At 40.9% G+C, this 24,889-nt stretch carries 28 protein-coding genes; 11 read left to right on the top strand and 17 right to left on the bottom strand.

Annotated elements, in window-relative coordinates; genetic code table 11:
* Positions 1-37: 37 nt before the first annotated feature.
* The 8 genes from HHA42_RS00005 to HHA42_RS00040 all read right to left on the bottom strand — a co-directional run bounded on the left by HHA42_RS00005 (position 38) and on the right by HHA42_RS00040 (position 6,892).
* Positions 38-847: a transporter gene (locus HHA42_RS00005; protein WP_252726284.1), complete on the bottom strand. Its 810-nt coding sequence runs from the start codon at positions 845-847 to the stop codon at positions 38-40.
* 158 nt (positions 848-1,005) lie between these two features.
* Positions 1,006-1,926: a catechol 1,2-dioxygenase gene (gene catA / locus HHA42_RS00010; RefSeq protein WP_168524974.1), complete on the bottom strand. Its 921-nt coding sequence runs from the start codon at positions 1,924-1,926 to the stop codon at positions 1,006-1,008.
* Between the two features lie 147 nt (positions 1,927-2,073).
* Entirely contained in the window at positions 2,074-3,135 is a 1,062-nt protein-coding gene (locus tag HHA42_RS00015; RefSeq protein ID WP_168524975.1) for a phenol 2-monooxygenase domain-containing protein, read from the bottom strand.
* Positions 3,136-3,202: 67 nt separating this feature from the next.
* Positions 3,203-3,565, bottom strand: a complete 363-nt coding sequence (locus HHA42_RS00020; RefSeq protein WP_168524976.1) for a phenol hydroxylase subunit P4 — start codon at positions 3,563-3,565, stop codon at positions 3,203-3,205.
* A 102-nt stretch (positions 3,566-3,667) separates the two neighbouring features.
* Positions 3,668-5,203: an aromatic/alkene/methane monooxygenase hydroxylase/oxygenase subunit alpha gene (locus tag HHA42_RS00025; protein ID WP_119879445.1), complete on the bottom strand. Its 1,536-nt coding sequence runs from the start codon at positions 5,201-5,203 to the stop codon at positions 3,668-3,670.
* Positions 5,204-5,296: 93 nt separating this feature from the next.
* Positions 5,297-5,563, bottom strand: coding sequence for an MmoB/DmpM family protein (locus HHA42_RS00030; protein ID WP_168524977.1), 267 nt, complete (start codon positions 5,561-5,563; stop codon positions 5,297-5,299).
* A gap of 11 nt (positions 5,564-5,574) precedes the next feature.
* Positions 5,575-6,579 carry an aromatic/alkene monooxygenase hydroxylase subunit beta gene (locus tag HHA42_RS00035; RefSeq protein ID WP_168524978.1) on the bottom strand — a complete coding sequence of 335 codons (1,005 nt, stop codon included), beginning with the start codon at positions 6,577-6,579 and terminating at the stop codon, positions 5,575-5,577.
* 19 nt (positions 6,580-6,598) lie between these two features.
* Positions 6,599-6,892, bottom strand: a complete 294-nt coding sequence (locus HHA42_RS00040; RefSeq protein WP_104222200.1) for a phenol hydroxylase subunit — start codon at positions 6,890-6,892, stop codon at positions 6,599-6,601.
* A gap of 417 nt (positions 6,893-7,309) precedes the next feature.
* On the opposite strand from HHA42_RS00040, the gene mobR reads away from it, so the two are divergent.
* Positions 7,310-8,983, top strand: coding sequence for a phenol degradation transcriptional regulator MobR (mobR, locus tag HHA42_RS00045; protein ID WP_168524979.1), 1,674 nt, complete (start codon positions 7,310-7,312; stop codon positions 8,981-8,983).
* Positions 8,984-9,046: 63 nt separating this feature from the next.
* Here mobR and HHA42_RS00050 read toward each other — a convergent pair whose 3' ends face one another.
* The 5 genes from HHA42_RS00050 to HHA42_RS00070 form a co-directional block, all read right to left on the bottom strand.
* Positions 9,047-9,466 carry a DsrE family protein gene (locus HHA42_RS00050; RefSeq protein ID WP_104505546.1) on the bottom strand — a complete coding sequence of 140 codons (420 nt, stop codon included), beginning with the start codon at positions 9,464-9,466 and terminating at the stop codon, positions 9,047-9,049.
* A gap of 216 nt (positions 9,467-9,682) precedes the next feature.
* Positions 9,683-10,180 (bottom strand): DUF2505 domain-containing protein, encoded by a 498-nt coding sequence (locus tag HHA42_RS00055; RefSeq protein ID WP_104488713.1) that lies wholly within the window; start codon positions 10,178-10,180, stop codon positions 9,683-9,685.
* Between the two features lie 156 nt (positions 10,181-10,336).
* Positions 10,337-10,630 (bottom strand): hypothetical protein, encoded by a 294-nt coding sequence (locus tag HHA42_RS00060; RefSeq protein ID WP_104488712.1) that lies wholly within the window; start codon positions 10,628-10,630, stop codon positions 10,337-10,339.
* 9 nt (positions 10,631-10,639) lie between these two features.
* Complete coding sequence (pnuC, locus tag HHA42_RS00065; protein WP_168524980.1) at positions 10,640-11,218, bottom strand: nicotinamide riboside transporter PnuC; 579 nt, start codon at positions 11,216-11,218, stop codon at positions 10,640-10,642.
* A 119-nt stretch (positions 11,219-11,337) separates the two neighbouring features.
* Positions 11,338-11,802, bottom strand: coding sequence for a hypothetical protein (locus HHA42_RS00070; protein WP_168524982.1), 465 nt, complete (start codon positions 11,800-11,802; stop codon positions 11,338-11,340).
* Positions 11,803-12,126: 324 nt separating this feature from the next.
* Between HHA42_RS00070 and HHA42_RS00075 the strand changes: the two genes are divergently transcribed.
* Complete coding sequence (locus HHA42_RS00075) at positions 12,127-12,594, top strand: GNAT family N-acetyltransferase (RefSeq protein ID WP_168524984.1); 468 nt, start codon at positions 12,127-12,129, stop codon at positions 12,592-12,594.
* A 99-nt stretch (positions 12,595-12,693) separates the two neighbouring features.
* Here the strand turns inward: HHA42_RS00075 and cysN are convergent, their stop codons facing one another.
* Positions 12,694-14,310 (bottom strand): sulfate adenylyltransferase subunit CysN, encoded by a 1,617-nt coding sequence (gene cysN / locus HHA42_RS00080; RefSeq protein WP_168524985.1) that lies wholly within the window; start codon positions 14,308-14,310, stop codon positions 12,694-12,696.
* 91 nt (positions 14,311-14,401) lie between these two features.
* Entirely contained in the window at positions 14,402-15,310 is a 909-nt protein-coding gene (gene cysD, locus HHA42_RS00085; RefSeq protein ID WP_171525553.1) for a sulfate adenylyltransferase subunit CysD, read from the bottom strand.
* A gap of 352 nt (positions 15,311-15,662) precedes the next feature.
* On the opposite strand from cysD, the gene HHA42_RS00090 reads away from it, so the two are divergent.
* From HHA42_RS00090 to HHA42_RS00100, 3 genes are all read left to right on the top strand, one after another.
* A complete protein-coding gene (locus HHA42_RS00090; protein ID WP_168524987.1) occupies positions 15,663-16,193 on the top strand; it encodes a hypothetical protein in 531 nt (176 codons plus the stop codon).
* Between the two features lie 125 nt (positions 16,194-16,318).
* Positions 16,319-16,600 carry a type II toxin-antitoxin system RelE/ParE family toxin gene (locus HHA42_RS00095; protein WP_168419323.1) on the top strand — a complete coding sequence of 94 codons (282 nt, stop codon included), beginning with the start codon at positions 16,319-16,321 and terminating at the stop codon, positions 16,598-16,600.
* Between the two features lie 23 nt (positions 16,601-16,623).
* Complete coding sequence (locus tag HHA42_RS00100; protein WP_136144789.1) at positions 16,624-16,905, top strand: HigA family addiction module antitoxin; 282 nt, start codon at positions 16,624-16,626, stop codon at positions 16,903-16,905.
* Between the two features lie 74 nt (positions 16,906-16,979).
* Here the strand turns inward: HHA42_RS00100 and lysS are convergent, their stop codons facing one another.
* On the bottom strand, positions 16,980-18,506 hold the full coding sequence (gene lysS / locus HHA42_RS00105) for a lysine--tRNA ligase (protein ID WP_168461791.1): 1,527 nt from the start codon (positions 18,504-18,506) through the stop codon (positions 16,980-16,982).
* Between the two features lie 306 nt (positions 18,507-18,812).
* Between lysS and HHA42_RS00110 the strand changes: the two genes are divergently transcribed.
* Complete coding sequence (locus HHA42_RS00110) at positions 18,813-19,319, top strand: YqiA/YcfP family alpha/beta fold hydrolase (protein WP_168419329.1); 507 nt, start codon at positions 18,813-18,815, stop codon at positions 19,317-19,319.
* 122 nt (positions 19,320-19,441) lie between these two features.
* On the opposite strand, the gene HHA42_RS00115 is transcribed toward HHA42_RS00110, so the two are convergent.
* Positions 19,442-19,984: an adenine phosphoribosyltransferase gene (locus tag HHA42_RS00115; RefSeq protein WP_168419322.1), complete on the bottom strand. Its 543-nt coding sequence runs from the start codon at positions 19,982-19,984 to the stop codon at positions 19,442-19,444.
* Positions 19,985-20,477: 493 nt separating this feature from the next.
* Here HHA42_RS00115 and rubA point away from each other — a divergent pair, with 493 nt between their 5' ends.
* From rubA to HHA42_RS00140, 5 genes are all read left to right on the top strand, one after another.
* Positions 20,478-20,642, top strand: coding sequence for a rubredoxin RubA (gene rubA / locus HHA42_RS00120; RefSeq protein WP_004972007.1), 165 nt, complete (start codon positions 20,478-20,480; stop codon positions 20,640-20,642).
* 72 nt (positions 20,643-20,714) lie between these two features.
* Positions 20,715-21,893 (top strand): FAD-dependent oxidoreductase, encoded by a 1,179-nt coding sequence (locus tag HHA42_RS00125; RefSeq protein WP_168419321.1) that lies wholly within the window; start codon positions 20,715-20,717, stop codon positions 21,891-21,893.
* A 50-nt stretch (positions 21,894-21,943) separates the two neighbouring features.
* Entirely contained in the window at positions 21,944-22,882 is a 939-nt protein-coding gene (gene estB, locus HHA42_RS00130) for an esterase EstB (protein WP_216075476.1), read from the top strand.
* Positions 22,883-22,895: 13 nt separating this feature from the next.
* Entirely contained in the window at positions 22,896-23,801 is a 906-nt protein-coding gene (gene oxyR / locus HHA42_RS00135) for a LysR family transcriptional regulator OxyR (protein WP_168524988.1), read from the top strand.
* A gap of 358 nt (positions 23,802-24,159) precedes the next feature.
* The gene (locus tag HHA42_RS00140; RefSeq protein WP_168524989.1) at positions 24,160-24,795 is read left to right on the top strand and encodes a LuxR C-terminal-related transcriptional regulator; all 636 of its coding nucleotides are present in this window, start codon (positions 24,160-24,162) and stop codon (positions 24,793-24,795) included.
* The last annotated feature ends 94 nt before the right edge of the window (positions 24,796-24,889 follow it).

Genomic DNA, 24,889 nt, shown 5'->3' on the forward strand with positions numbered 1-24,889 from the left:
CTTCATTGATGACTTTATTCTCGATAAAAATCATCTGCTACCACAGAGAATCTATAAATAATAGTGCGTAAGTCCTATTATATTGAATTGCAGGGCCAAATGCCAACGCCTGTCCTTTATTGCCAATACTGGCACCGTTCACTTCATCATCTGTGGTTTGTTTAAACACATAGCCTTCTAGCGCAAGTTTGAGTTGATCATTCAATTGATAACCGATTGCATAATCCCCAGCAAAATAATCACCCGATTGATAGTTAGTATCGTCATTTTCAGTATTGAAGCTATAAGACAGTTTGGTCGAAAACTCCCAACCTTGTGGCTGCAAATACGAGTAAGCCAAAATTGGTCGAATGGTGTGATAATTCTTGCCTAAATTCGCAATTACAGGACGTTGTGGATTGGCATTATCATAATCACCAGTAGCCAAAACACCTTCCAGAGCTGCAATACTGTGATGGTTACCTTTATGCCAACCGAGCATAGCACCTATCATTAAATCGCCCAGACCACTGTTAGAATCTGAAGCACCCATCACATTTAAACGTAAATTGACCAAAGGCTGTGCTGCATATACCCCTAATTGCCCGCCTGCAATTTGTTGAGGGGTCATCCATACCAGACGTGGAATAAAAGCATTCACATCGACATGGAAATTGTCGGGGCCATCTTTAAACTCACTGGCATGGTAATTTTGGTAGTAGTTCAGCAAATACACCCCAGGTGGTGGCAAAGCACCTGCTGCAATGCCTTCTGCACCCAGTGCAAACGAGTCTAAACCGTTTTCAGTTGCACAGACGTGCGTTGCCATGCCACTCAATAACATGAATGCCCAAATTTTGTTTTTCATAGAACATCCTATTCAATGCAAGTTTTGATGAAGTTTGCTGGCCATGTTGAATCATTCATACCTTGGCTTGAAACTGAAGAGAGCAGCATCACCAAATGGCTTGATGATGCTGGAATACGCTGTGGAAAGTTTGGAAAGTCAGCGTTAGGGAAGGAAATTTATGCGCTTGCGCGGCGACGTTCCACCTCGGTTGATGGTGCGTTGTTTGCGTCTTTGACCAATTCAAAGTTAAAGGTGATGTGTTTAAATGGCTTATCTAAACCACGGCGCTGGATTTCTGCAGGATCAGTCACATCTACTGCTGTGGCAACAAGACCTTCACGGGTAGCAAAGGCGAAGTCATCCCAAAGATATTGGTCGCCTTCGATGTTAAATTGAGTGGTCAATTTACGGAAACCTGGTGCAGAAATAAAGTAATGTACGTGAGATGGGCGGTTACCATGACGACCCAGTTTGTTTAATAAAGCTTGAGTCGTGCCGTCTGGTGGGCAGCCATAACCAACAGGCATGGTGGTTTGCGCTACATATTTACCTGCAGCATCACTGAAAATGGTACGGCGTAAGTTAAAGTCAGACTGGGTTTTGTCAAAGAATGAATAATTGCCCAAACCATTTGCATGCCAAACTTCGACTTTAGCATTTTCAATAATGTTGCCTTGTGTGTCAGTGACCGTACCTTCAATAATTAAGGTATCTAAATGGTCTGATTCTGAACCGTCATCCATACGCGCAAAACCGACTGATTCAGGTGCACCTGCAACATACAGTGGCCCTTCAATGGTACGTGGTGTACCACCTGTTACGCCTGCTTTGGCATCGGCTTCATCGGCACGTAAATCTAGATAATGTTCAAGACCTAAACCTGCTGCAAGTAAACCGAGCTCATTGACTTTGCCTGCATCGGTAATGTATTCCAGACCTTTCCAAACTTCAGAAGGCTGGATGTCTAAATCTTCAATGGCTTGAAATAAGTCTGCCACCAAACGTACTACAATTTGCTGCACACGCTGATCGACAGGGCCTGTCGCGGTGTCGACGTTCATTTCTTTCACTAAAGTATCAATTTGTTGACGGTCCATGTAATGCTCCTTGGCTATTTTGGCACTGTAGAATTGAACAGTGCTATTTTTGGCTTTTGACACTGCCTTCCAGTGTTGGTTTAAGTCAGTGCCAAAGCGGTTTGCTTCAGCACTGAACGATGTCCTTAAGGTTTTTCTAATCTGTTTTTAAATATGTTTAAACAATGCTGAACGTGACTGACCGCTTGCCCCATCGGCAGCACTTAAGAAGCGCTCGGTATGAATGTCACGTTCAAATAAACGGCTTTGCATCAGGGTTGAAATTGCTGCATCAATCATCAAGGGTGGGCCACATAAATAGGCTTTATGCCCACCGCAGCGCTGCTCAAAATAGTCAGCAACCGCTTCATGCACATAGCCTGTAAAACCTGTCCAGTGATCTTCTGCTTTAGGCGCATTTAAGGCAGGAATGTAGCGGAAGTTCGGATAGTCTTTAACTAACTGCTCAAACAGTTCTCGGTTATATAATTCTGCAACATCACGTGCCCCTTGGAACAGGTAGATGGTGCGGGTATCGCCCGATTCAAGCAGGTCTAAAATCATAGATTGCGGGCTAGACAAACCTGAACCACCTGCAATAAAGATCGCATCCTGTTCATCCGATTTACGCACAAAGAATTGTCCGTATGGCCCTGAAATTTCTAGTTCATCGCCTGCTGCTAGCTGCTCATGCACATAAGTCGTTGCGCTGCCGCCCACCACATGACGAATATGTAATTCAATAATGCCAAGCTCACTTGGTGCATTGGCAATTGAGAACGCACGTGTGCCTTCAATGCTCGGGAATTGCACGTTAATATACTGCCCTGCCTGAAAATCCATTGCACGGTCTAACTGCAAACGTACGCCTTTAATGGTTGGAGATAAATCACGTACTTCAATAACTTTGGCCTGATAATCCTGTACCAGATAGCCTAAAAAATCAGGGTCTTCATCAACATCAGCTTCAATGGTCATGTCCGATTCAGGCTTACAGCAACACGCCAAGACTTTATGTTCTTCACGCTCTAAATCCATCAACGCAAATGGCGATGCTTCACCGACATCATAATAACCATCGGTGACTTGGACTTTGCATGTGCCGCAGGTGCCATGCCCACACGCAAATGGCAACCACACGCCCTGACGTAACGCGGCATCTAAAATGGTTTGATCTTCTTCAACTTCAATGGTTGTGCCAATGGGTTCAATTGTGACTTGATAGCTCATCTGCGACCTCCTGTCTTACTTTTGCTGTCTGTGCTTTGCTGTCTTTTTACTGTCTTGTTTTGATGTTTTAAACGTGTGCGCCTTGGTAACCCTTCAATCCTGGAGTCACAAAGCGAAGCAGTGATTTCTGATCAAAACCAAGTTCTGCCAAAGTCTGTTCAGCGCGTGGCTGAATAGCTTGTTTGTTCAGGGTAAATTGCACCTCTTCCCAGTTAATTCTTTCAAAGTCAGGATGTTGATGAAAACCTGCCTGCATTTGCTGATCTAAAAATTCCTGAAAAGTTTGCTGCGGCGAAACCAACATGGCATGTGCAGCACAATATAGAGTGTGGTGATCCCAACCCACATAAATCAAAATGTTGTCGCCATAGTGTTTTTGTAGGTCGCGTGGTTCAAAGTCATAATCTGGGCGAATAGCGCGTACTGACATGGTCATTCTCCGTATTGGGGTGGTTTGAGCGCAAATGGCTCAAACCAAAATCCTTTTAAATTTAAATCTTGATATAACTAATTTTTAGATAGGCTATGCGCTTTAAGCGGCATCACCTTTTTCACCTTTCCATTTTTTCCAGCGTTGCTGATCTGGTGAACCTTCAATATCCAAGTTATCTGCACCAACATTGAAGCGGTAATATTCACGCAACATATTTTCTAGGTCTAAGCCACCACAATTCCCTTGTAGAATTTGGTTGACTGGCAACCAAGCCTGCACATATTTTTCAGGTTCACGTTCAAAAATATCGTGACAGCCATCTGAACAAGTGTGGTAACGCTCGCCTTTATAAATCGACTCACGATAGGTGAACATGGTTGGATCATTTTCCATGTCGGTAAAGGTCATTGGTACTTGGCAAATCTGACACAATTGTGGCAAGCCTGCGCTGTAGAAACGCTTGCCTTCTGCTTCCATCTTGCGTGCCAGCTCCCAACGTGGACGGTAGTATTTGTCAAAAGTGTCTGGGTATTTTTCAGATAACCAATCCATTTCCTGATCGGTTGGAATCCATGTGTGGAAACCTGCAGCATGACCAAAGTTATAGAAAATCCACCATGCCTGATGCGACACGTGTTCTTTTTCTTTGGTAATCACTTCTGAATATTTCGGCATACGGATACCGTAACGGCTCAGGTCTTTAAATAACGCACCGCCTGCTTCTTCAAAGTAAGTTTCCCATGCTTCTTTCCAAGACATGACTTTGTTTGGCAGCATGTAGTCCATCATCATGCCCACAATGGATAACAAACGCGTCCCACGCCAGAACCACTTATCAATCCATTCCTGTACGATTGGCACGTTGTCTTCATGTTGTTCAAGCAAGAACTTCACGATTTCCAGACCTAAAGTCATGTGACGTGCTTCATCGGACTGCGCACTAAAACCAAAGGTTACGGTTGCCATATCACCATTGTGTGCCGCACCCGACATGAACGGTACGAACAACAAGTTGGTCAACACATATTCAAAGGCAAAACTGATGGCCAACAAAAACTCAAACGGCCCTGCAGAGCGTGCATCTTCAAAGAAAGATTTTGGTACAGACAAGTACCAAACACGGTCATGCATGTGTGACCAGTCCTGAAAACCATCAAAGAATTTGTTGTAATGGCTCATGGCATGAATTTGCGTCTGTACGTGACGCAACTCATCAATCGACTGCATTTGCGATGCAATGCGTGCGCCCACACCACTAAACTGACGACCAACATGCGCATAGCCTTGGAACGCCTGATATTCAAGCGGAGTCACCGCAGTCAAAAACAGTTTGATGGCATTTAAATAACGCTCATTGGTTACATTCATTTGACCGTTGTTTTGTGCAAAAGCATCAAAAATCGCGTAAAGTTTTTTCTCTTTTTCGGCCTGATATTTCCAGTAGGCATCCATAGTTAAACGGAATGGGTCTTCCCATTTAGACCAGTCTGTAATTTTAATGCCTTCAAATTCTTCGTATGGAAAGGCTTCTTTGCGGTCGGCATAAGAAAAGTCCCAATCCAGATCACGAGTGAGTGCGCGATAGCGATCTTTGGCATTCAGTTTTTTTGCTGGAGTTTTAACTTGTGAATTCATGCTCATCATCCTTAAATTTTTTAGCAGCAATCTATGCAGCAATATGTTCTGGTGGCACTGTGCTGTAACTTCACTCAGTGCACATCTTCATTTCTAGTTCCAGTGCAAGCGGAAGCTGTCGTCATCTTCTTCGACATTGCCGCCCAAGGTAATCATGTTGAGTTGTAAAGACTGAATATCCCAATCTTGTCCCAGCTTTTCAGAGACCGTTTCTGCTTTGACAATCAAGTCTGTTTCACTTTCTACCCGAATCATGGCGGGTAGGTATTGAATGGTGGCTTCTGGATTGTCTTCTTCAATCGCTTCAATGATGTAGCGTGAAGTGTCGTTGTCTTGTAGTGCGAGATAAACCTTAGACATGCTGCTTCTCCTTAAGCCTGTGTCACTTGTTCAAGTTGAATACCCAGTTTTTTACTGCGCTCCAGCAGTTTTTGCTCAGCCACATCTACAGCCTCTGCAGACAATGCCTGCGCAGTCCATGGTGCAAATGCCGCTTTAACTTCAGGTAAATATTCTGCCAACCATTGGCTCAGCAATTGTTTGTTGTGCTCAGATTCTGCAGCAGCAGTTTTAAATACGCTGTCAGACCATTTGCGTAAATCAGACAACGCTTCCTGCATGAATTCCATCAGCATGGCCAAATCACGCGCCTGATGCTGTGCCAACCACTGATCAAACTGGGTGTAGACCAATTCACTCATAAAGCTGTCAATCACCAAGTTTTGTAATAAAAACAGTTTGAAATAGTCTTGTTCAGTCAAGCTTGTTTCACACAGTTTGCGCAGTCCTTGCCAAGCTTCATCCTGCATCCACGCTTGTTTGGCTGGAATTAAAGATTCACCAGTATTGCCATCCAGCGCCAAACCGACACGTGAGATGTACTGCGCCATGCCTAAACGATCCATCGCGGCATAAATACAGGCTTGGGTCAGTACCGTACCGTAACCATAAGCACTGCCCGACATCATGTGTAGGTTTGCTGTTTGTTCGATATGACGCAACGGTAAAAACAAGGCAATGACTTTGGCTTTCACTTCTTCAGAAATATGTTCTGCCAACTGACGCTTTTCAAAAAAGCTAAAGTTACTTTCAGCAATATCTTGCAAACGTGCACGATGCTGCACATACGTCCCATAATAAAACTGACGTGGGTCTTTAAATGCATACCAGTCCTGCATTTCAATAGCAGTGTGGGTTTTGTCATTTAAGGTTTTTTCAGGTTTCCACAGCGGACGATAGTGAAAGTTGGTTTCCGCCTGAATATCAAAACTTACTTCCTGATAACGGGTTGCAGGCTTGTTGCCAAAACGGCGCTCAATATAGGCATAGTTTTGACGAATTGGCTCAATACCCGCTGTTTTGATTTCTAAAGTCATCGCTTATCTCCTTAAGCATTCAGTGTTGATCTTCATGATCAATGTTGTATCGCTGTGCACCGACCAAAGTGTCGTGTTCGACGCCATAACGCCATTTATCTTCTTCTGCATCATTCACAGCCTGTTGCTGCTCGCTCATTTCCACCACCTGATTGGTGGCACAAAACTCACGGAATGCTTGCTGGGGCAAGACCAACTCCACATATAAAGTTGGATCGTGAATGGCAAAGTCGAACTCGACAAATGCGGCATCAATATCGCCCGTTACCCGAATGTATTTGATTAGAGGCAATGTGCCTGTTGCATCCTTCATGGTGTTCTCCTACAAGACCTGAATCATTCAGTGCTTGTTTCAGTTGCTTCATGCATCTGTTTCTTGCTCTTACTATTACAACAAGCGTGCCAACCTTATAAAAACAATGAAAAACAACAACTTAAAAAATCAGAGTATTTTTATAAGAATTTCAATTTCATGATTTGATGAATTTTGATTTTTTAAAAATTTAAGATTTCATGATTTGATGAAATTCCCCCAAATCAGATACAAAAAGTTACCCTTGCAATTCACTCAATTCGCTTATGATTAAAGTTAAATAAAAATAATAAAAACAGATAGATACAACATGATACCTTTAAGGTTTGGCTTAATGCTGTTTAGGTATTATTGAATTGACACAAACTTGCATAAGATGGCTAAAACGCATCGCATTTAATGGATTAAACACGGCGCATGGTACGAGTAAAATACGACAGCAGTGGCAAATACGCAGGTCATCCTCAAGAAATTCACGACTTGCTTTCAAAACTGCATTTTGACACTGAGCGTGGACAACTCTGGTTTGATGAATATCGCATGTTGCTGATGCATACCAGCATCATGGGCTATTTGCGTAAAGACTTGGCCAACATGATTGGCATGCAGCGTACCAAACGCTTTTTCATTCGTTTGGGCTATCAAGCAGGACTGAAAGATGCCGAAGTGACCACCAAAATGCGCCCTGGCCTAAATGAAGAACAGGCCTTTATGGCTGGGCCACAAATGCATGGTATTCGGGGCATGGTCAAGGTCGAAGCCAATCAGCTCATTCTGAATCATCAAAAAAAACTGTTTTATGCCGATTTAAACTGGTACAACTCTTTTGAAGCAGATGTACATATTGAACAGTTTGGGCTAAGCCACGAACCCTCTTGCTGGATGCTGCTGGGCTATGCCTGCGGTTATAGTAGCTTTGCCACAGGCATGACCATTATTTATCAGGAAGTGGAATGTAAAACCTGCGGACATGCAAACTGCCGCATTATTGGTAAACCACTCAGTGAATGGGAAAATGCCGATGAACTGATCCAGTTCATGTCACCTGAACCAATTGAAAAAGAACTGATTGCCTTACAGTCTGAATTATTTGAGCTCAAAAAATCCATTTATAGCACCAGTAAAAATGACTACAGTATGTTCAGCTCGGTGGGGCAATCAGCTGCCTATCAACGGGTCTGTGACCTGCTGAAAAAAGCCGCTGGTGCCAAAGTTTCGATTTTACTACAAGGTGAAACTGGTGTAGGTAAAGAAGCCTTTGCCCGTGGTGTACATGAATTAAGCCAACGTAAAGAATATGCTTTTGTGGCGGTGAACTGTGCTGCAATTCCACCAGAACTAATTGAATCTGAACTGTTTGGGGTAGAAAAAGGTGCCTTTACAGGTGCACATCAATCACGTTTGGGTAAGTTTGAACGCGCACATAATGGCACTATTTTTTTAGATGAAGTGATTGAGCTTTCGCCACGTGCGCAAGCCGCTTTGCTGCGGATTTTGCAGGAAGGTGAGTTTGAACGTGTCGGTGATTCGCAAACACGGCATTTAGATGTCCGTGTGATTACCGCCACTAATGAAGATTTAGAACAGGCAGTTAAAGCAGGACGTTTCCGTGCCGATTTGTATTATCGCCTGAATATTTTTCCCGTGCAGATTCCACCGCTCAGAGAACGCCGTGAAGATATCCCCCTTTTAGTTGAGCACTTTTTAAAACGCTTTGAAAAAATGTACGACAAACAAATTCAGGGAGTAAGTGAAAAAGCCACCGCCTTTATGCAAAGTTATGCTTGGCCAGGCAACATTCGTGAACTGGAAAACTTGTTGGAGCGTGCAGTACTGCTCACCGAAGCGCAACAAATGATTAAACTGAATGCGTTATTCCCACAAAAGCATGAACACGATGCTGAAGATGTGCAAGACAGCACAGATTTAGACAGATTGGTCACCGAAGGTTTTGACTTAGAACAGCATGAGCAACAATTGATTATGACCGCCATGCAAAAAGCCAAACAGAATGTATCTGAAGCTGCCCGCTTATTGGGAATTTCACGTGCCGCACTGGATTATCGTTTAAAAAAATACGCCATGCGTTAAAACTTCCTTCAATAAAAAAAGCCTTGTTTTTCAACAAGGCTTTTGCACTTTAAAGCAGCAATATTACCAACTCAGGGTCTGTGTGCCTGGGCGGAAAATCGCTTCACCCATCACATCTGGATTTGAATATTTTAAACCTTTGATTAAATCACCCTCGGCAACACCATACTGATCCATACACATTTTGCAAATATAGACCTCACCACCTTTGGCCATAATGCTTTTTAGCATTTTTTGATGCTCAGCATATTTATGTTCAAAACGGTTAGATGCCAACATCACACCCTGATCAACCAAGTAAATGGTCAGTGGATGACCTTTGCCAAACTGGTTATTGCTCATGCCAATTGCCATTTTGGTACGGTGTGCATCATTACTGGTGAGCAATACAAATAGCGGATCTTTGTTATTCTCTGCCATAGCAGGCGATAGACTTGCAAAGCTCAGGAATAAAGACAGACACAACAGCTTAATCAATTTCATGGTTGATCTCAGAGTCAATTTAGATGTGATTAAAATAGTAGCATAATAAATATAATATATTTAAATAATTAATATATTATGCTTCGCATCTACAATTGACTTAAAAACCAGTGCTGCAAATGACCAAGTGCAGCCATCCCAGCTACAAAAAAACAAAGCGCCACCCAATAGGCAGCGCTAAATACAAATTAAGCATTCGTGTTTTAAATAAACAGTTTAAGCGGCTAAATTTTTCTTAAGCTCATCTTCTACAATGCTAATTTCTAGCTCACTGAAACGACGGATTTCACCTTCTGCATGTTTTTCTAACATACCACCAATCAATGGAACTTTAACTTTAATGGTCCAGTCCAACTGAATTTCAATTTTTTCTTGATTACCTGTAACGGTACGCTCGCCTTTGGCTTCCAAAGGTAAGTTAGCGCCCAACTCAACTGTAGAAGTAAGTGCTGATAAGTTGGTCACATCATTACGTTTTAAACGAAATGCATCTTTTAATAGTTTTTTTGCCATATCTGGAATATTCACATCCAAGTTATAAGCACGACGCAGGGTGTAAATATCACCATTCTTTTTTGATTCTAAAATTTCTAAATTTTCACCTGGTATACGTTTACACACCGCTTCATGTAACGCAATATCTGCCACTAAACGCTTAAATTCGTCAATTGAAACGCCATGAATGGTGGCATTAACAGTAAATTGATGAGCCATTTGAGTTCCTTTTATTTTGTTTATTGATGGAGTAGGTCTAGCATCATCGTGCAATATAATTTGGCTGATGCTCAACGGGTATAAGTTGTTTTATATCCTAAATACAACTTTATTTTCAGGCTATTAAAGTATTTTTTCCACCTGCTGTCATTGACTCTAATTGTTCAAATCTGTGTGTAGGATGCCAAATTCAGCTGCATAAATATCATGGCTATACAGAGTGAGATAATGCCCACAAAATTCAATTTTGGCATAAAAATGCTCTGCCCCATCATCCAATCCTGTGGCATACCAAGTGGTGCCTTGGGGAAAATCATCCAACCATTGGGCCTGATAAAAATCTGCAATTGAATCGAACTGTAAATAACGTTCAGGATTAGACAGAATATTTTGTGCAAGATGATCAAACTGAGCAAGCTGTGCCTGTTTAAAATGGATCAGGTTACTCATGCTTATCCTTTAAGGCAAAGCTTGCACATGTTGTTGCTGACATATTTTGCTCCATTCACGCCATCCTAAATAAGCCAATACCACAAATCCAACATAAAGTGCTGCGGTTAAAAATAAAGCTTTATAAATAAACATGCCTACGTAGAGTAGATCGACCACAATCCAAAGCAGCCATGTGGCCAAATATTTACGACTGGTCCAATAGGTTGCCAACAGACTCAAAGCTGCAAGTTGTGCATCTAATAACGGTACAGATGCCTGCGTCCACTGCATTAAACTTAGACCAAAAATAAGCCCCAAACCCATACTAAGTACAAGCTGCTGCAGCATTTTATTTTGTGATAAGGTCTGAATCACGATAGCTTGAGTGTCTTGCTGTGCAGTTTTCCACTGGTAAAAACCGTAAATTGCCATTCCCATAAATAGAGTTTGCAATACTGTTTCGCCATACAATTGATATTCAAAGAATAAATAGGCATACAGCAAACAGGCAATAAAATTTACCACCCAACAAGCAATATGCCGTTTGATGGTTAACGTCACGCCTAAGACACTGATCAATACAGCAATTATTTCTAAAACCGACATTGATGCAGCCTATGTAAAAGAAAAATGCATGATACCTTGTTTCTGTAATACTGCTCAAACTCAGACTGATTTAAGCACTAAGTCAAAACAATAAAAATAAACACCCAATAAAATTGGCTTTACACATCTGTATGATTATATTTATGTTCTTGTCCAAAACGGTCTACATGGGTAATAAAAACACCATATTTACCCACATAATACTCCAAAGATTGTTGATAAAAACTCCAATAAATAGACCACTCACCTAAATCTAACTGACGAATCTGCGTTTGAGCTTTAGCAGGCATTTTATTGAGTAATTCTTGCTGTATGGTTGTGGCATCATCAGGGTCGGAAGTAGAAACTTTTAGGCTTAAAAATAACGCTGCGACATCGTCAAATAATTGCTGTTCGTATTCGGCGACTTCTTCAACCACTTCTTCTACAGCACGTGGTGCTTTGTGGGTAATTGGGTCTTGTACGATATTGGCCATATCTTGACAGCTTTGCTGAAAGCTACGATTAATTTTTATTTTGAACCAGACTTTCCACACTGCATAGACTGCAATGAAGAACAAAATCCACAACAATAGTTTTGCCATCTTGGTCTTCGCTCTTATTCAGGCGCTTGAATAAAGTATAACGATTTCAGCGCTTAGCGTCTATTCTGTGTACTGTGCGAACACATCCTTAGCAACGGATTAAACCTAAACCGATGCTGCTAAAGATCATCAACAGATACACAAATAAGAGTCTTATGCTTAAATTCAATTAGGCATGCTTGAATTACACAATACTACGCTTTTACTCAAAAATATGACTTGAGCTTCATCATAATGAAGCAAAACACAACAAATTTCTGCTATTTCTTGCAGGTGTTTTCCCGTCCAATAGAGCCTTGTTTTTATCTATAACTATAAGCTTAGATGATTAGAACTGCACAAATTCAAGATGTCTCCGATTTGGTTGCGGTATTACACGCCAGTATTCGGTCTTGTATTCAAGATCATCAACGTAATGAAGCCAAAATTCAGGCATGGCTTGAAACGAAAAACTATGAAAATATTTTAATGCTGTTGCACTACAACAATTGTTGGGTCTATGTCCTACAGCATGTGGTGGTTGGCTTTATTATGATGAGTGATCGCGGGCAAATTTTACAACATGCGATTGCACCCGAAGTGCAACAGCGTGGTATTGGTCAAGCCTTGTTATTTGAAGCTATTGCTCATTTACGGTCTAAAAATGTATCGCAAATCAGTGTGTTTAGCACACAAACTGCGCTGATGTTTTATCAAAAATACGATTTTGAAATTCAACCACAAAAAATTAATTATGGGCATTTCACCCCCATGCTCAAACATCTTAATACAGAGCGATTAGAGCAATCTTGAGCACAACAATCTTACCGTTTTTACCCCATAAAAAAACCCGCTTTTATTTGAAAGCGGGTTCATCTGTATTGCAGCTACGTTTTACAAATGAATCTGATTTTATAAACGAACTAGCGCAATAATTTTTTCTGCCAATTCTTCAATGCTGTCTGCACTTAACTGCGCATCGGCACCGCTTTCTACATCACTAATCACCACAATGCCTGTTTCACGCAGCAACGCAACTTGCGCAGCATCTAAGCTTGCTTTAGCAATTGCAACAATACCTTGCTGAATCAACAAGCTTTCAATGGCCTGAGCCTGCGCTAAAATCTGACTTGAAACGCTGACTGCAGCAGGCTTCTGACCTAAACGTGCAGCACGATCTTCTGCAGTGACTGGCGCGCTGTGTGCAGACCATTCTACACAAGCTTCAACCATACCTGCACCAATGGTCACGTTATTAAGACGGTCAATGAAAATAAATGAACCTGTATAACGGCTGTCTTGATAACGGTCAAATACGACTGGTGCATCAAATTCGATCGTTACATTAGCAATTGCATTCAGTTCAAGTTGTTCAACCTGTACCTGTTCCAAAGTATTCACATTGGTGCGGTAATGAATTGCAGTGACTTTCGCAGGCACAGTTTGCGTACCCACTTTTAAGTTATACAACTTACCAATAGATAAAGGCTGGTCGGCCATCCACACCACTGTGGCATTTACAGCACGTGAAATTTCAGGACGTGCCTGATCTTCACGCACCAACACATTACCACGTGAAATATCAATTTCATCGTTTAAGGTCAGGGTAACAGCCTGTCCTGCAATGGCATGTTCTAGGTTACCATCAAAGGTCACAATCTCTTTCACGGTTGAGCTTTTGCCCGATGGTAAAGCCACAATGCGGTCACCAACATGAATATCACCCAAAGCAATCGTACCGCAGAATCCACGGAAATCTAAGTTTGGACGGTTCACATATTGCACCGGGAAACGGAAATCGTTGTGTGCCGTGTTACGGTTAATTTCTACCGACTCTAAGGTACCCATTAAGGTGTCGCCCGCATACCACGGCGTATGTTCCGATCTGTTCACCACGTTGTCGCCATTTAAGGCAGAAATAGGTGTAAAGATAATATTCGATGGTTTACGGTCACCCAATTGATTCACAAAATTGGCATATTCCGCCTGAATTTCATTAAAGCGTGCTTCTGAGTAATCCACTAAATCCATTTTATTAATGGCAACCACAATGTTGTGAATACCCAATAAACTAGAAATATAGGTATGACGACGGGTTTGGGTTTGCACACCATAACGCGCATCAATCAGAATAATCGCCAAATCACAGGTCGATGCACCTGTCGCCATATTGCGAGTGTACTGCTCATGCCCTGGAGTATCGGCAATAATAAACTTACGTTTTTCAGTTGAGAAATAACGGTAAGCGACATCAATGGTAATGCCCTGCTCACGCTCGGCTTGCAAGCCATCGACCAGTAAGGCCAAGTCAGGAGCATCGCCCGTAGTACCAACTTTTTTCGAGTCACGGGTTACCGCTTGCAATTGATCTTCATAAATCAATTTCGAGTCATACAACAAACGACCAATCAAGGTCGATTTACCATCATCTACGTTACCGCAAGTTAAAAAGCGCAGTAGATCTTTGTTTTCGTGTTGTTTTAAGTACGCCAAAATGTCTTGGCTAATTAAATTCGATTGATGAGACATTGCTCAAAGCTCCACATATTCTTTAGAAACCAGTTTTTCATCTCGCTCAATCCTCCTGCTATGAAAGGAGGATTTCTTGAAGAGAGATGAATTAGAAGTAGCCTTCCTGTTTTTTCTTTTCCATCGAGCCAGCTTCATCGTGGTCAATCATACGACCCTGACGTTCTGAACTGGTTGCCAATAGCATTTCCTGAATAATTTCAGGCAAGGTATTTGCTGCTGATTCGACTGCACCCGTAAGCGGATAACAGCCCAGAGTACGGAAACGTACCGATTTCATTTGTGGAACTTCGCCTTCGAGTAAAGGCATACGTTCATCATCAACCATAATTAAAGTACCACTACGCTCAACCACAGGGCGTTCTGAAGCCAAGTACAATGGCACTAAAGGAATGCTTTCTAGGTAAATGTATTGCCAGATGTCTAATTCAGTCCAGTTAGACAATGGGAACACACGAATGCTCTCGCCTTTGTTGACTTTACCGTTATACAAATTCCATAGCTCAGGACGCTGGTTTTTAGGGTCCCAACGGTGTTTGGCATCACGGAATGAATAAACACGCTCTTTGGCACGTGATTTTTCTTCATCACGACGCGCACCACCAAAAGCGGCATCGAAACCATATTTATCCAATGCCTGTTTTAAGCCTTGGGTTTTCATAATGTCGGTATATTTAGAACTGCCATGATCGAATGGGTTGATGTTGGCATCTACCCCTTCTTGGTTTTGATGGACAATTAAATCAAAACCGTGCTGTTTTGCCATGTTGTCACGGAAAGTGATCATGTCTTTGAATTTCCAGCCTGTATCGACATGCAACAGTGGAAATGGGAGTTTTGCAGGGTAGAATGCTTTTAAAGCCAAATGCAGCATTACCGCAGAATCTTTACCAATCGAATACAGCATGACTGGATTTTCAAATTCAGCTGCAACCTCACGGATAATATGAATACTCTCAGCTTCAAGCTGTTTAAGATGAGTAAGTCGTTCCTGATTTATTGACATTGATCACACCGGATATACTTAAACTTGTGTCCAAATAACACAGATAAAATTTGATCTTGATTATAGTGATTTAGTTATGCTAACTATTGCTTGTTTTATTATATTTATATGCAAAAAGCTCATATAAAAGAAAACCAATAAGCAGTATAAGTTTTATTTAATCAGTAATTTATTCTTTTATGGCCACAAATTTTAATGCCAATGAAATAAATTAACACAGTCAATTTTATACTTTTTAGCCTCACTTTTTCCAATAAGTTAATAGATTATTCATCTAATCTAACGCTTCTACCCCGCTAAAAAAATGCTTAAAGTAAAGCCATATTTTTAGTTTTAAGATTCTCCCATGCCGCATATTGAACCCATTAAATCCAAACTTGAACAGGCAAAATTGGCTGGTTTTTTCTATCAGCACAGCCCTGAGCTTTTGATTTTTCAGGAACCACTGAATGATGATGGTTCCATGCTCAACGTGTTTGTGCAACACGAACTCAGCGCAGATCAAATTGGCCTACAATTTGGTTTACGCTGCCATGCAGATAAGCTTTCCTTTTTATTGGGTATCACGCACAGTAACCAAGATCGCAGTTATGAAATTGGTGCAGGTAATTTAAAGGCCGACCAAAAAGCCTTTAACCTGATCTATGCTTTTTATAATTACCCTAAAGGGTTTTATTTGGTGGAAATGCCTTTAAATGCGACCACAGCAGAACTATACCAAGCCATTGAAACGCAATTATTTACGCAGCAGAAACTCGACTTTTTAAACACAGCCATGAAAATCAACCCCATGGGCGAACAAGTGGCTTGGATGAAAGCGCATATTTTGCAACAAGCTTTAGACATGAAAGTACGGATTCAGACGGCACTATTATAAGCCTCTTCACTTTAAAATTCTGCACATCACTCACAGTACACCAAGACCGCCCTGAACAGGTTGGTTGATTAAACTCGGAATTAATGTATACTGTGCATATACATAATACACTTGGATACTAAGGCTTGATTAAGAGTTTTAAACATAAAGGTCTTCAGGCTTTTTTCCAAACTGGTTCAACAGCAGGTATTCAAGCAGCGCATTCTACAAAATTACGTTTAATACTTGCAGCATTACATGCTGCATCTACAGTGAATGATTTGCGCACCCCACCCAATTGGCGTTTACATAAATTGAGTGGGAATCTACAAGATCAGTGGTCACTAACAGTAAATGGTAATTGGCGAGTAATTTTTAAATTTGAAGATGGTGATGTCTACATCGTAGATTATTTGGATTATCACTAAGCTTCTAGCGCAGGAGTACAAAGATGAATATGATGTTTAATGCACCTCATCCAGGTGAAATGTTACGCGAATATATTGGTGAAACTTCTGTGACTGAGGTGGCTCAAGCACTTGGAGTGACGCGTGCAAACCTATCTCGTATTTTGAATGGTCATACTGGAATTTCTGCAGATATGGCCCTTCGTTTAAGTGAAGCTTTAGAAACCTCACCAGAGTTTTGGCTGAATTTACAAATGCAGCATGATTTATGGCTTGCAAGCCAACGTCAACGCCCTACGATTAAAAAATTGGTGGCAAGCGCTTAATTATTAAGTTGTAATCAAAAAATAACCTGCTTTTCAGCAGGTTATTTTTTATCTGGACAAGAACACTCTAAGACTTAGTTTTTATGACGCATGTGCGGGAATAAAATCACATCACGAATACTGGCAGCGTTGGCAAACAACATAACCAAACGGTCAATCCCGATCCCTTCACCCGCTGTTGGTGGTAAGCCGTATTCCAATGCTTCAACGAAGTCTGCATCGTAGTGCATTGCTTCATCATCACCAGCGTCTTTTTCTGCAACCTGTGCTTGGAAACGCTCAGCTTGGTCAATCGGGTCATTTAACTCAGAAAAACCATTTGCCAATTCACGACCACCAATGAAGAACTCAAAACGGTCGGTAATGTGTGGATTATCATCATTACGACGTGCCAAAGGCGAAGTTTCTGCAGGATATTCAGTAATGAAAGTCGGCTGACGTAATTGTGTTTCCACCGTTTCTTCAAACACGATGGTTTGCAGTTTACCCAAACCAAAACCTGGTTTCACTTGCTCTTTTAATTCTTCCTGCACAAATTTTGCCAAGAATTCACGGTCATTGACATTGTCTGGCGTAAACTGAGGGTTATGCTCAAGAATGGCATCAAACATAGAAATTTTCTTGAATGGACCTTTGAAGCTATACACTTCTTCGCCATATGGCACATCTGTAGTACCCAAAATATCCAAAGCTAACTTTTCGAGCATTTGCTCAGTCAATGCCATCAAGTCTTTATAGTCAGCATAAGCTTGATAGAATTCGATCATGGTAAATTCAGGGTTATGACGCGTAGACACCCCTTCATTACGGAAGTTACGGTTAATTTCAAACACACGCTCAAAGCCACCAACCACTAAACGCTTTAAATATAGTTCAGGTGCAATACGCAAGAATAATGGCATATCTAAAGCATTATGATGCGTTTCAAATGGACGCGCAGATGCACCGCCTGGAATCACATGCATCATTGGCGTTTCAACTTCCATAAAACGCTGTTCGGTTAAGAATGCACGAATACCCGAAACCACTTTGGCACGAATTTCAAAAGTCTTACGTGTATCTTCATTTACGATCAAGTCTAAATAACGCTTACGGTATTTTGCTTCAGTATCGCTTAGACCGTGGTATTTGTCTGGAAGTGGGCGTAATGATTTGGTAAGCAATTCAAAATGTTCGATATGAACATATAAATCACCTTTACCTGAACGACCAATATAGCCTTTGACTGCAATAATATCGCCAAGGTCTAAACTTTTAATAGTCTCTAAGGTTTCAGCACTGAGTTCTTTACGTGCCACATACAACTGAATACGTCCAGTCATGTCCTGAATCACGATGAATGAACCACGGTTCAGCATCACACGACCCGCTACAGACACATAAACTTTTTCACCTGCTTCAATTTCTTCTTTAGAAATTTCTGCAAATTGGGCCTGTAAGTCTTCTGCATAATGTTCGCGCTTGAATGTATTTGGCCAAGGACTAGTACCCTTCGCCTGCGCTTGTTCTTGAATTTGCTTTAACTTGGCATGACGCTGCGCAATTAAATCGTTTTCGGAAATAATGGGTTCAGAAGTCGATTGAGCGTTATGTTGCGTCATCTCTGCCTCGAATAATTACTAAAAAAAGAAGTTCAATAGAATAGCAGATTTAGACACGATTTCGTATGCCTTCTCTAACTCGGTCTATATATTTTTTTAATTGCCCCTTGCTTTTATAGCTTTTTGTTGACTTAGACCAAAAGCTAACTTCTTTCTTTGCCCGAGCGCACTACAATATTGATCAGAAAATAGATGAAAAAGATCGTTTTTGGTCGCTATTTTTAGTTTCAGCCAAACCGAGTTAAAAATCACGATCTGTACTACGAAATCTGTTCTATGAAAATAATCGACTATGTGAATCTGGCAATGAATACATGTGCTTTAAAAGTCTTGTTTTTACATGGGTTAGATTCCTCTCGGGAATCGACTAAATTCCATGCCATTGATGCAGAACAAAAATTTTGCATCAACGTCGATTATCGCAACCTGAATTATCAAACAGTGGCAGATTTTTACCACAACATCATCCAAAAAATTAAACCTGAAATTCTGGTTGGGCATAGTTTAGGGGGCTACTGGGCACTCAAAATGTCCTTGTTCCATCACATCCCTTGCGTGGTGGCTAATCCAAGTTTAGCGCCAAGCTTTCGTGATGATTACCCTGCAATTTCCGATGCAGATTTACAACACGATATTCCGCAAGTGGCTTATTTGGAATTGGGCGATGAAATTCTGGATATGCACGCAGCACAAGAATTTTTAGAAAACTATATGCAGACCTCTACCTTCGAGTCAGGGCATCATCGTTTATTGCATCCAGAAAATATCAACCCTTGTATTCAGCAAATTGAGCAAGCTTATTTGGGCAAATAGTTTTGCTATAACTTTTTTATTCATTGATTCCATAAAAAAGCCTGATCCAATAAAGTGATCAGGCTTTTTTCTGTCATTTTAAGTACGGTATGACTTAAAAAATGCAGCGATGCTTATTTCTATTACGCCACCGCTTGCTCAGGTTTAGATTTGTTGTCTAACACAGACCAAATCTCTAAACCTAAATCTTTATGCAAATCTGGTAAATCTAGGAAAATGCTTGCACCCAATACTTGATGCTTACATTTTTCTGCCAATTGTTTTACTGCTTTTAAAGTACCACCAGTCGCCAGTACGTCATCTACAATAATCACTTTTTGTGATTTTACATCGGCAGCCATTTCTAAACGGTCTAAACCGTATTCTAAGCTATAACCTACACCTACCACTGGAGGCGGCAATTTACCCGCTTTACGTACAAGTACTAAACCTTTACCTGTACGTTGTGCCAACAAACTTGCCAACACAAAACCACGTGCTTCAACTGCAATAAAGCTTTCAACTTCGGCCAATTGTTCTGCAGGAATACTGGCAATTAACGCATCTGTTAATGAATCCAAATTATTCATAAACAACGGCGTTAAATCATAAAAATCAATGCCTGGTTTTGGGAAATGAGGAACAGTACGAATATGCGACCACAAAAAAGTAGACAAATTGCTCATGGAAGATCAGAAATGTGACTAAAGAATGGTTGAATTTTAACGTTTATTTTCAATTAAGGCTAGTGATCAAATCGGCAAGACAAGCACTCACAGCACCAAACAAAGAAACAAATTATTGATTTAATTAGATATATATTGTTTTAAAGATTTAAACATATAGAAATTCTATTATAAAATATCAAAATTACGCTTAATATTCTGTACGACCAAGGTCTTAAATAGCCACAAAAATCCGAATAAGATGAATTTTCCACGATACCCCCCTGATTCATTGTAGAAAATAAGGTAAGTCAGGCTTTTTCAGTCGAGTTTTGTCCTCAGCTGCTATTCAATCTGCTGTGCAGCACATTAAAATCGCTTATTTACTTTACTTTAGCCGTATAACTGCGTAAAAATTTAATCAAATAGATATACTAAAAGTCATATCATGTATCTGGTCGTAGATAAGTTTTTGCTGATCTAGAAATTTAAAGATCGGTTTATGGAGAATTGAATGAAAAAATATCAATGCATCGTTTGTGGATGGATTTATGACGAAGCAGAAGGCTGGCCTCAAGACGGTATTGTGGCAGGTACATTGTGGGAAGATATCCCTGATGACTGGACTTGCCCAGACTGCGGCGTTTCAAAAGCTGACTTTGAAATGATTGAAGTTTAAGACCATTAAAAGACCATGCCGCATGGTCTTTTTTTAACGCCTATTTCTATGCCCTAATTTGGAGTACACCCTATGCATCCTATCGTTATTATTGGTTCAGGCATGGCAGGTTATACTGTTGCTCGCGAATTCCGTAAACTCAATACAGAACATGAATTACTCATGATCTGCGCAGACGATGCCACCAACTATGCGAAACCAACCTTGTCTAATGCTTTGGCAGGCAATAAAGCACCTGCACAAATTGCCTTGGGCGATGCAGAGAAAATGGCAAGCCAACTCAATATGCGCATTGCAACGCAGACTTGGGTAAAAGCGATTGATGCAGAAGCACATGTACTCGAAATTGAAAAAGATGGTGTAAGCAGCCGTCAGCCTTATTCCAAACTGATTTTAGCAGTGGGCGCTAACCCTGTACGTTTAGCCATTGCAGGTGATGGCAGCGATGACATTCATGTTGTAAATAACTTAAGTGATTACACAGCATTCCGCCAACAGCTCGAACAACGCCAAGACAAACGTGTCGTGATTTTAGGCGCAGGCTTAATTGGCTGTGAATTTGCCAACGACTTACAGCAAACAGGTCATCAAGTCACGGTGATTGACCTTGCGCCCCAACCTCTTGGGCGTTTACTACCTGATTATGTTGCCAGCGCATTTAAACAAAATTTAGAAGAAACAGGCATTCACTTTGTACTTGGCACAACTGTTGAAAAAGTTTCAAAAATTAAAAATGACGACTATTTAGTGACGATTACCAGCGGTCAATCTTTAATTGCCGATGTCGTTCTGTCTGCAATTGGCTTACAACCGAATATTGCACTGGCAAAAACTGCAGGCATTGAAACCAGCCGTGGTGTATTGACCAATGCACAACTCGAAACCAGCCAAGCTGATATCTATGCAGTGGGTGACTGTGCCGAAGTGAATGGAATTCTTTTGCCATATGTAATGCCAATTATGCAGCAGGCACGTGCCTTAGCTAAAACCTTAAATGGTGAAACCACACAGGTGCACTACCCTGCCATGCCTGTTGCGGTTAAAACACCAGCAGCACCACTCACTGTTTTACCTGCACCACTTGGGGTAGATGTGAACTGGCATACTGAAGAGTTTGATGATGGCATGATTGCTAGAGCTTATGACCAAACTGACACCCTGCGTGGCTTTGTACTTTTAGGAGCAACTGCGGCTAAACAACGCTTGAGTTTGACTAAATTAGTGCCAGACTTATTGCCAATAACAGAATAAAATAATAATAAGGGCAAGGCTTCGGCTTTGCCTTGAATGAGGACAACAACATGAATAGCGCACTTCAGTTTAATACTTCGCCTTATACGGCATTTATGCACGAAACCAAGGTCGATTTAGGCAATGGAATTGAGTTGCATGTCGAAATTGGCGGTAAAACTGAAGATCCGCCAATTTTACTGATCATGGGGCTAGGTGCGCAAATGTTGTATTGGCCCGATTTTTTCTGTAAATCTCTGATTGATCAGGGTTATCGGGTGATCCGCTATGACAACCGTGATATTGGCCTGTCATCTAAAATTCGCCACAAAGGCCCACGCCTAAATACCTATAAAATGATGGGGCGTTTTAGCTTAGGGCTACAAAACCAAGGCGCGCCTTATAATTTATATGACATGGCGGAAGATGCAGCGCTACTTTTAGAGCGCTTGGGCATTGAAAAGACTGATGTCATCGGTGCTTCAATGGGCGGCATGATTGCGCAAATCCTTGCAGCAAAATATTCAGATAAAGTGAATAATTTAGGCTTATTATTTACCAGCAACAATCAGCCTTTTTTACCACCACCCTTTCCTAAACAACTGTTCAGTCTGCTAGAAAGACCAAAATCGCAGGATGAAAATGGTATTGTTGATCATAGTTTGAAACTATTTAAGGTGATAGGCTCACCTGGCTACGTGAACCAACTCGAAGCCATGCAAACCGCACGTAAATTATATCAACGAAGTTATTATCCAGCGGGTGTACTTCAACAGTTTTTAGCAATATTATGTACAGGCTCGTTGCTACAACTGGACAAACAAATTCAGCACCCTACCCTTGTGGTACATGGTTCGCAGGATCGTTTGCTCCCACCAGGGCATGGTAAAGCTGTTGCGAAAGCGATTCCGGGCGCTAAGTTTGAGTTAATTAAAGGAATGGGGCATGATATTCCCCCACACTTTATTCCTCATCTTAGTGGACTGTTTGCTCACCACTTTAAATCATAATCATTAGGACACTATGGCTGCATTACCATCTTTAAGACAGCTGTCATACCTCGTTACACTGTCTGAAACGTTACATTTCACAGAAGCGGCTCGCCGTTCTTTTGTAACTCAGTCGACTTTGTCGGGCGGGATCATGGAACTAGAGCGCCTTCTTGGCGGCGTTTTAGTTGAACGTGATCGACAGAATGTACGTTTAACCCCATTGGGTGAACAAGTCGTAGCACGCGCCCGTGTTCTGCTCGCAGATGCACAGGACTTAATGCGTTTAAGCCGTGAAATGAGTGAACCCCTCACGGGTGATTTACACCTCGGTGTAATTCCAACCATTGCTCCGTTTATTTTGGCGCAGTTGTTAGATGAAGTGCATAAACAACTGCCTAAAATTCAGCTACATTTGCACGAAGCTCAAAGCGAGAAAATTGTCGAAAAACTGGAACATGGCAATTTAGATATGGTGGTGTTAGCACTACCATTCGATACGCGTGGTTTAAAAGTCGCTGAAATTTCGAAAGAAGACTTATTCTTGGTTTATCACAAGGGTGACCAAAAATCAGCTCAGGCCAATTCTTTAGATGATCTGGATTTATCACGCCTCATGTTGCTTGAAGAAGGCCATTGCTTACGTGACCACACTTTAAGTGCCTGCCCAATTGGTGAGCGCAAAAATGATCACCGTTTAAAAGCCAGCTCTTTACCAACCTTGGTTGAAATGGTATCTGCAAATTTAGGTTTTACCCTATTACCTGAAATTGCAATTCATAATGCCATGATTAAATCGAATCCAGATTTACAAATCAAAAGCATTGAAGCCGCACCAAGCCGTACTTTAGCTTTGGTAACACGTAAAAGCACACCGTTACACAGTGAGTTTGACGTTTTGCTACAAATTTTACAAAAGATCACTCAAACTACAATATAAAAATGCTGTTGTAATCAAGGAGCCTAAACGGCTCCTTTTTTATTCTTCGTTATAATACCTATCAAACACCAATCCTTTTTATGGATTTAAGTGATTTAAAAATATAAATAAAATAAAAAATTGCTGTTTTATTGATTTTTGCATATTTAGGTGCAAATCTTTAAAAGGAATCCTATTATTGTTACACAACTCACATAATTACAATATTTAGAAAAACATACGCAACAACAATTATTTATATTTACCTTTTTTGCTAAAAATCACTATATTCAAGGATATTCAGACTCCCTAATATTTTGCAAAATAGCGTTAATTAAGAATCAAGATTTTTTCATTGAGCAAAACAGGAGTACTTGCAATGATTCATAGAGATCTGATTTTGCCTGTGCCTGTTTTACTGATTGATCATTCCGTCGAGCAGTTAAACGACTTAAGCGATATTTTAATGAATTTTGGCTACCCAGAAGAATTACTGTTAAGCAGTACTTCTTTACAGCATGCAACTCTCATGGTGCAGCATCACTTACCCAATATTGTGTTTATTAATCTGCAAGATTGGTCAAAAGCAGATATTGAGTTTATTCAAAACTTAAAACACTTTCGTAAAGACACATTAGTGGTTGCCGTATTACCCTCGAATATGCCCAAACAATTGTTACAGGCGATTCACTTAGGTATTTCTGCCTATGTCTTTTGTGATCAGAGTTTTGCAGAAATGCAAATGCAGATTCGTACCATCTTACGGGGCGGCTCTCCGCTTGATCGCACCCTTGCAAATGAAATCTTAGCATGCGAACAGCACATCATTTCTCTGGGTCATTCCCTAGCACTGTCTAAAACTGAGCATGATATTTTAGCGCTTTCTGGTCAGGGTATGCCCTCACAACAAGTGGCAGAAAATTTAAATGCCTCAGAACAATTAGTGCATGGTTACGTCAAAAGCATTTATCGTAAAATCATGAACGTGGATGATGCCACTTGCTGTTTTGCTTAAACTTATATTTGAAATGTAGATCAATTTACTAGAGCCAATAAAAATAATTTCAGATCAAAAAAGAGCGATGTTCAACATCGCTCTTTTTACAGAT

Origin of the sequence: Acinetobacter sp. A3 (assembly GCF_012371415.1) — a bacterium.
Taxonomy (GTDB): domain Bacteria; phylum Pseudomonadota; class Gammaproteobacteria; order Pseudomonadales; family Moraxellaceae; genus Acinetobacter.

Coding starts and splice junctions, on each gene's coding strand:
- HHA42_RS00005 (WP_252726284.1), bottom strand. CDS start 847: ATGAAAAACAAAATTTGGGCATTCATGTTATTGAGTGGCATGGCAACG.
- HHA42_RS00050 (WP_104505546.1), bottom strand. CDS start 9,466: ATGAAATTGATTAAGCTGTTGTGTCTGTCTTTATTCCTGAGCTTTGCA.
- rubA (WP_004972007.1), top strand. CDS start 20,478: ATGAAAAAATATCAATGCATCGTTTGTGGATGGATTTATGACGAAGCA.
- HHA42_RS00060 (WP_104488712.1), bottom strand. CDS start 10,630: ATGAGTAACCTGATCCATTTTAAACAGGCACAGCTTGCTCAGTTTGAT.
- HHA42_RS00100 (WP_136144789.1), top strand. CDS start 16,624: ATGAATATGATGTTTAATGCACCTCATCCAGGTGAAATGTTACGCGAA.
- HHA42_RS00030 (WP_168524977.1), bottom strand. CDS start 5,563: ATGTCTAAGGTTTATCTCGCACTACAAGACAACGACACTTCACGCTAC.
- HHA42_RS00090 (WP_168524987.1), top strand. CDS start 15,663: ATGCCGCATATTGAACCCATTAAATCCAAACTTGAACAGGCAAAATTG.
- HHA42_RS00125 (WP_168419321.1), top strand. CDS start 20,715: ATGCATCCTATCGTTATTATTGGTTCAGGCATGGCAGGTTATACTGTT.
- HHA42_RS00140 (WP_168524989.1), top strand. CDS start 24,160: ATGATTCATAGAGATCTGATTTTGCCTGTGCCTGTTTTACTGATTGAT.
- oxyR (WP_168524988.1), top strand. CDS start 22,896: ATGGCTGCATTACCATCTTTAAGACAGCTGTCATACCTCGTTACACTG.
- lysS (WP_168461791.1), bottom strand. CDS start 18,506: ATGACGCAACATAACGCTCAATCGACTTCTGAACCCATTATTTCCGAA.
- cysN (WP_168524985.1), bottom strand. CDS start 14,310: ATGTCTCATCAATCGAATTTAATTAGCCAAGACATTTTGGCGTACTTA.
- HHA42_RS00075 (WP_168524984.1), top strand. CDS start 12,127: ATGATTAGAACTGCACAAATTCAAGATGTCTCCGATTTGGTTGCGGTA.
- HHA42_RS00070 (WP_168524982.1), bottom strand. CDS start 11,802: ATGGCAAAACTATTGTTGTGGATTTTGTTCTTCATTGCAGTCTATGCA.
- HHA42_RS00055 (WP_104488713.1), bottom strand. CDS start 10,180: ATGGCTCATCAATTTACTGTTAATGCCACCATTCATGGCGTTTCAATT.
- pnuC (WP_168524980.1), bottom strand. CDS start 11,218: ATGTCGGTTTTAGAAATAATTGCTGTATTGATCAGTGTCTTAGGCGTG.
- mobR (WP_168524979.1), top strand. CDS start 7,310: ATGGTACGAGTAAAATACGACAGCAGTGGCAAATACGCAGGTCATCCT.
- HHA42_RS00020 (WP_168524976.1), bottom strand. CDS start 3,565: ATGTCAGTACGCGCTATTCGCCCAGATTATGACTTTGAACCACGCGAC.
- HHA42_RS00040 (WP_104222200.1), bottom strand. CDS start 6,892: ATGAAGGATGCAACAGGCACATTGCCTCTAATCAAATACATTCGGGTA.
- estB (WP_216075476.1), top strand. CDS start 21,944: ATGAATAGCGCACTTCAGTTTAATACTTCGCCTTATACGGCATTTATG.
- catA (WP_168524974.1), bottom strand. CDS start 1,926: ATGGACCGTCAACAAATTGATACTTTAGTGAAAGAAATGAACGTCGAC.
- HHA42_RS00015 (WP_168524975.1), bottom strand. CDS start 3,135: ATGAGCTATCAAGTCACAATTGAACCCATTGGCACAACCATTGAAGTT.
- HHA42_RS00035 (WP_168524978.1), bottom strand. CDS start 6,579: ATGACTTTAGAAATCAAAACAGCGGGTATTGAGCCAATTCGTCAAAAC.
- HHA42_RS00025 (WP_119879445.1), bottom strand. CDS start 5,203: ATGAATTCACAAGTTAAAACTCCAGCAAAAAAACTGAATGCCAAAGAT.
- HHA42_RS00115 (WP_168419322.1), bottom strand. CDS start 19,984: ATGAGCAATTTGTCTACTTTTTTGTGGTCGCATATTCGTACTGTTCCT.
- HHA42_RS00110 (WP_168419329.1), top strand. CDS start 18,813: ATGAATACATGTGCTTTAAAAGTCTTGTTTTTACATGGGTTAGATTCC.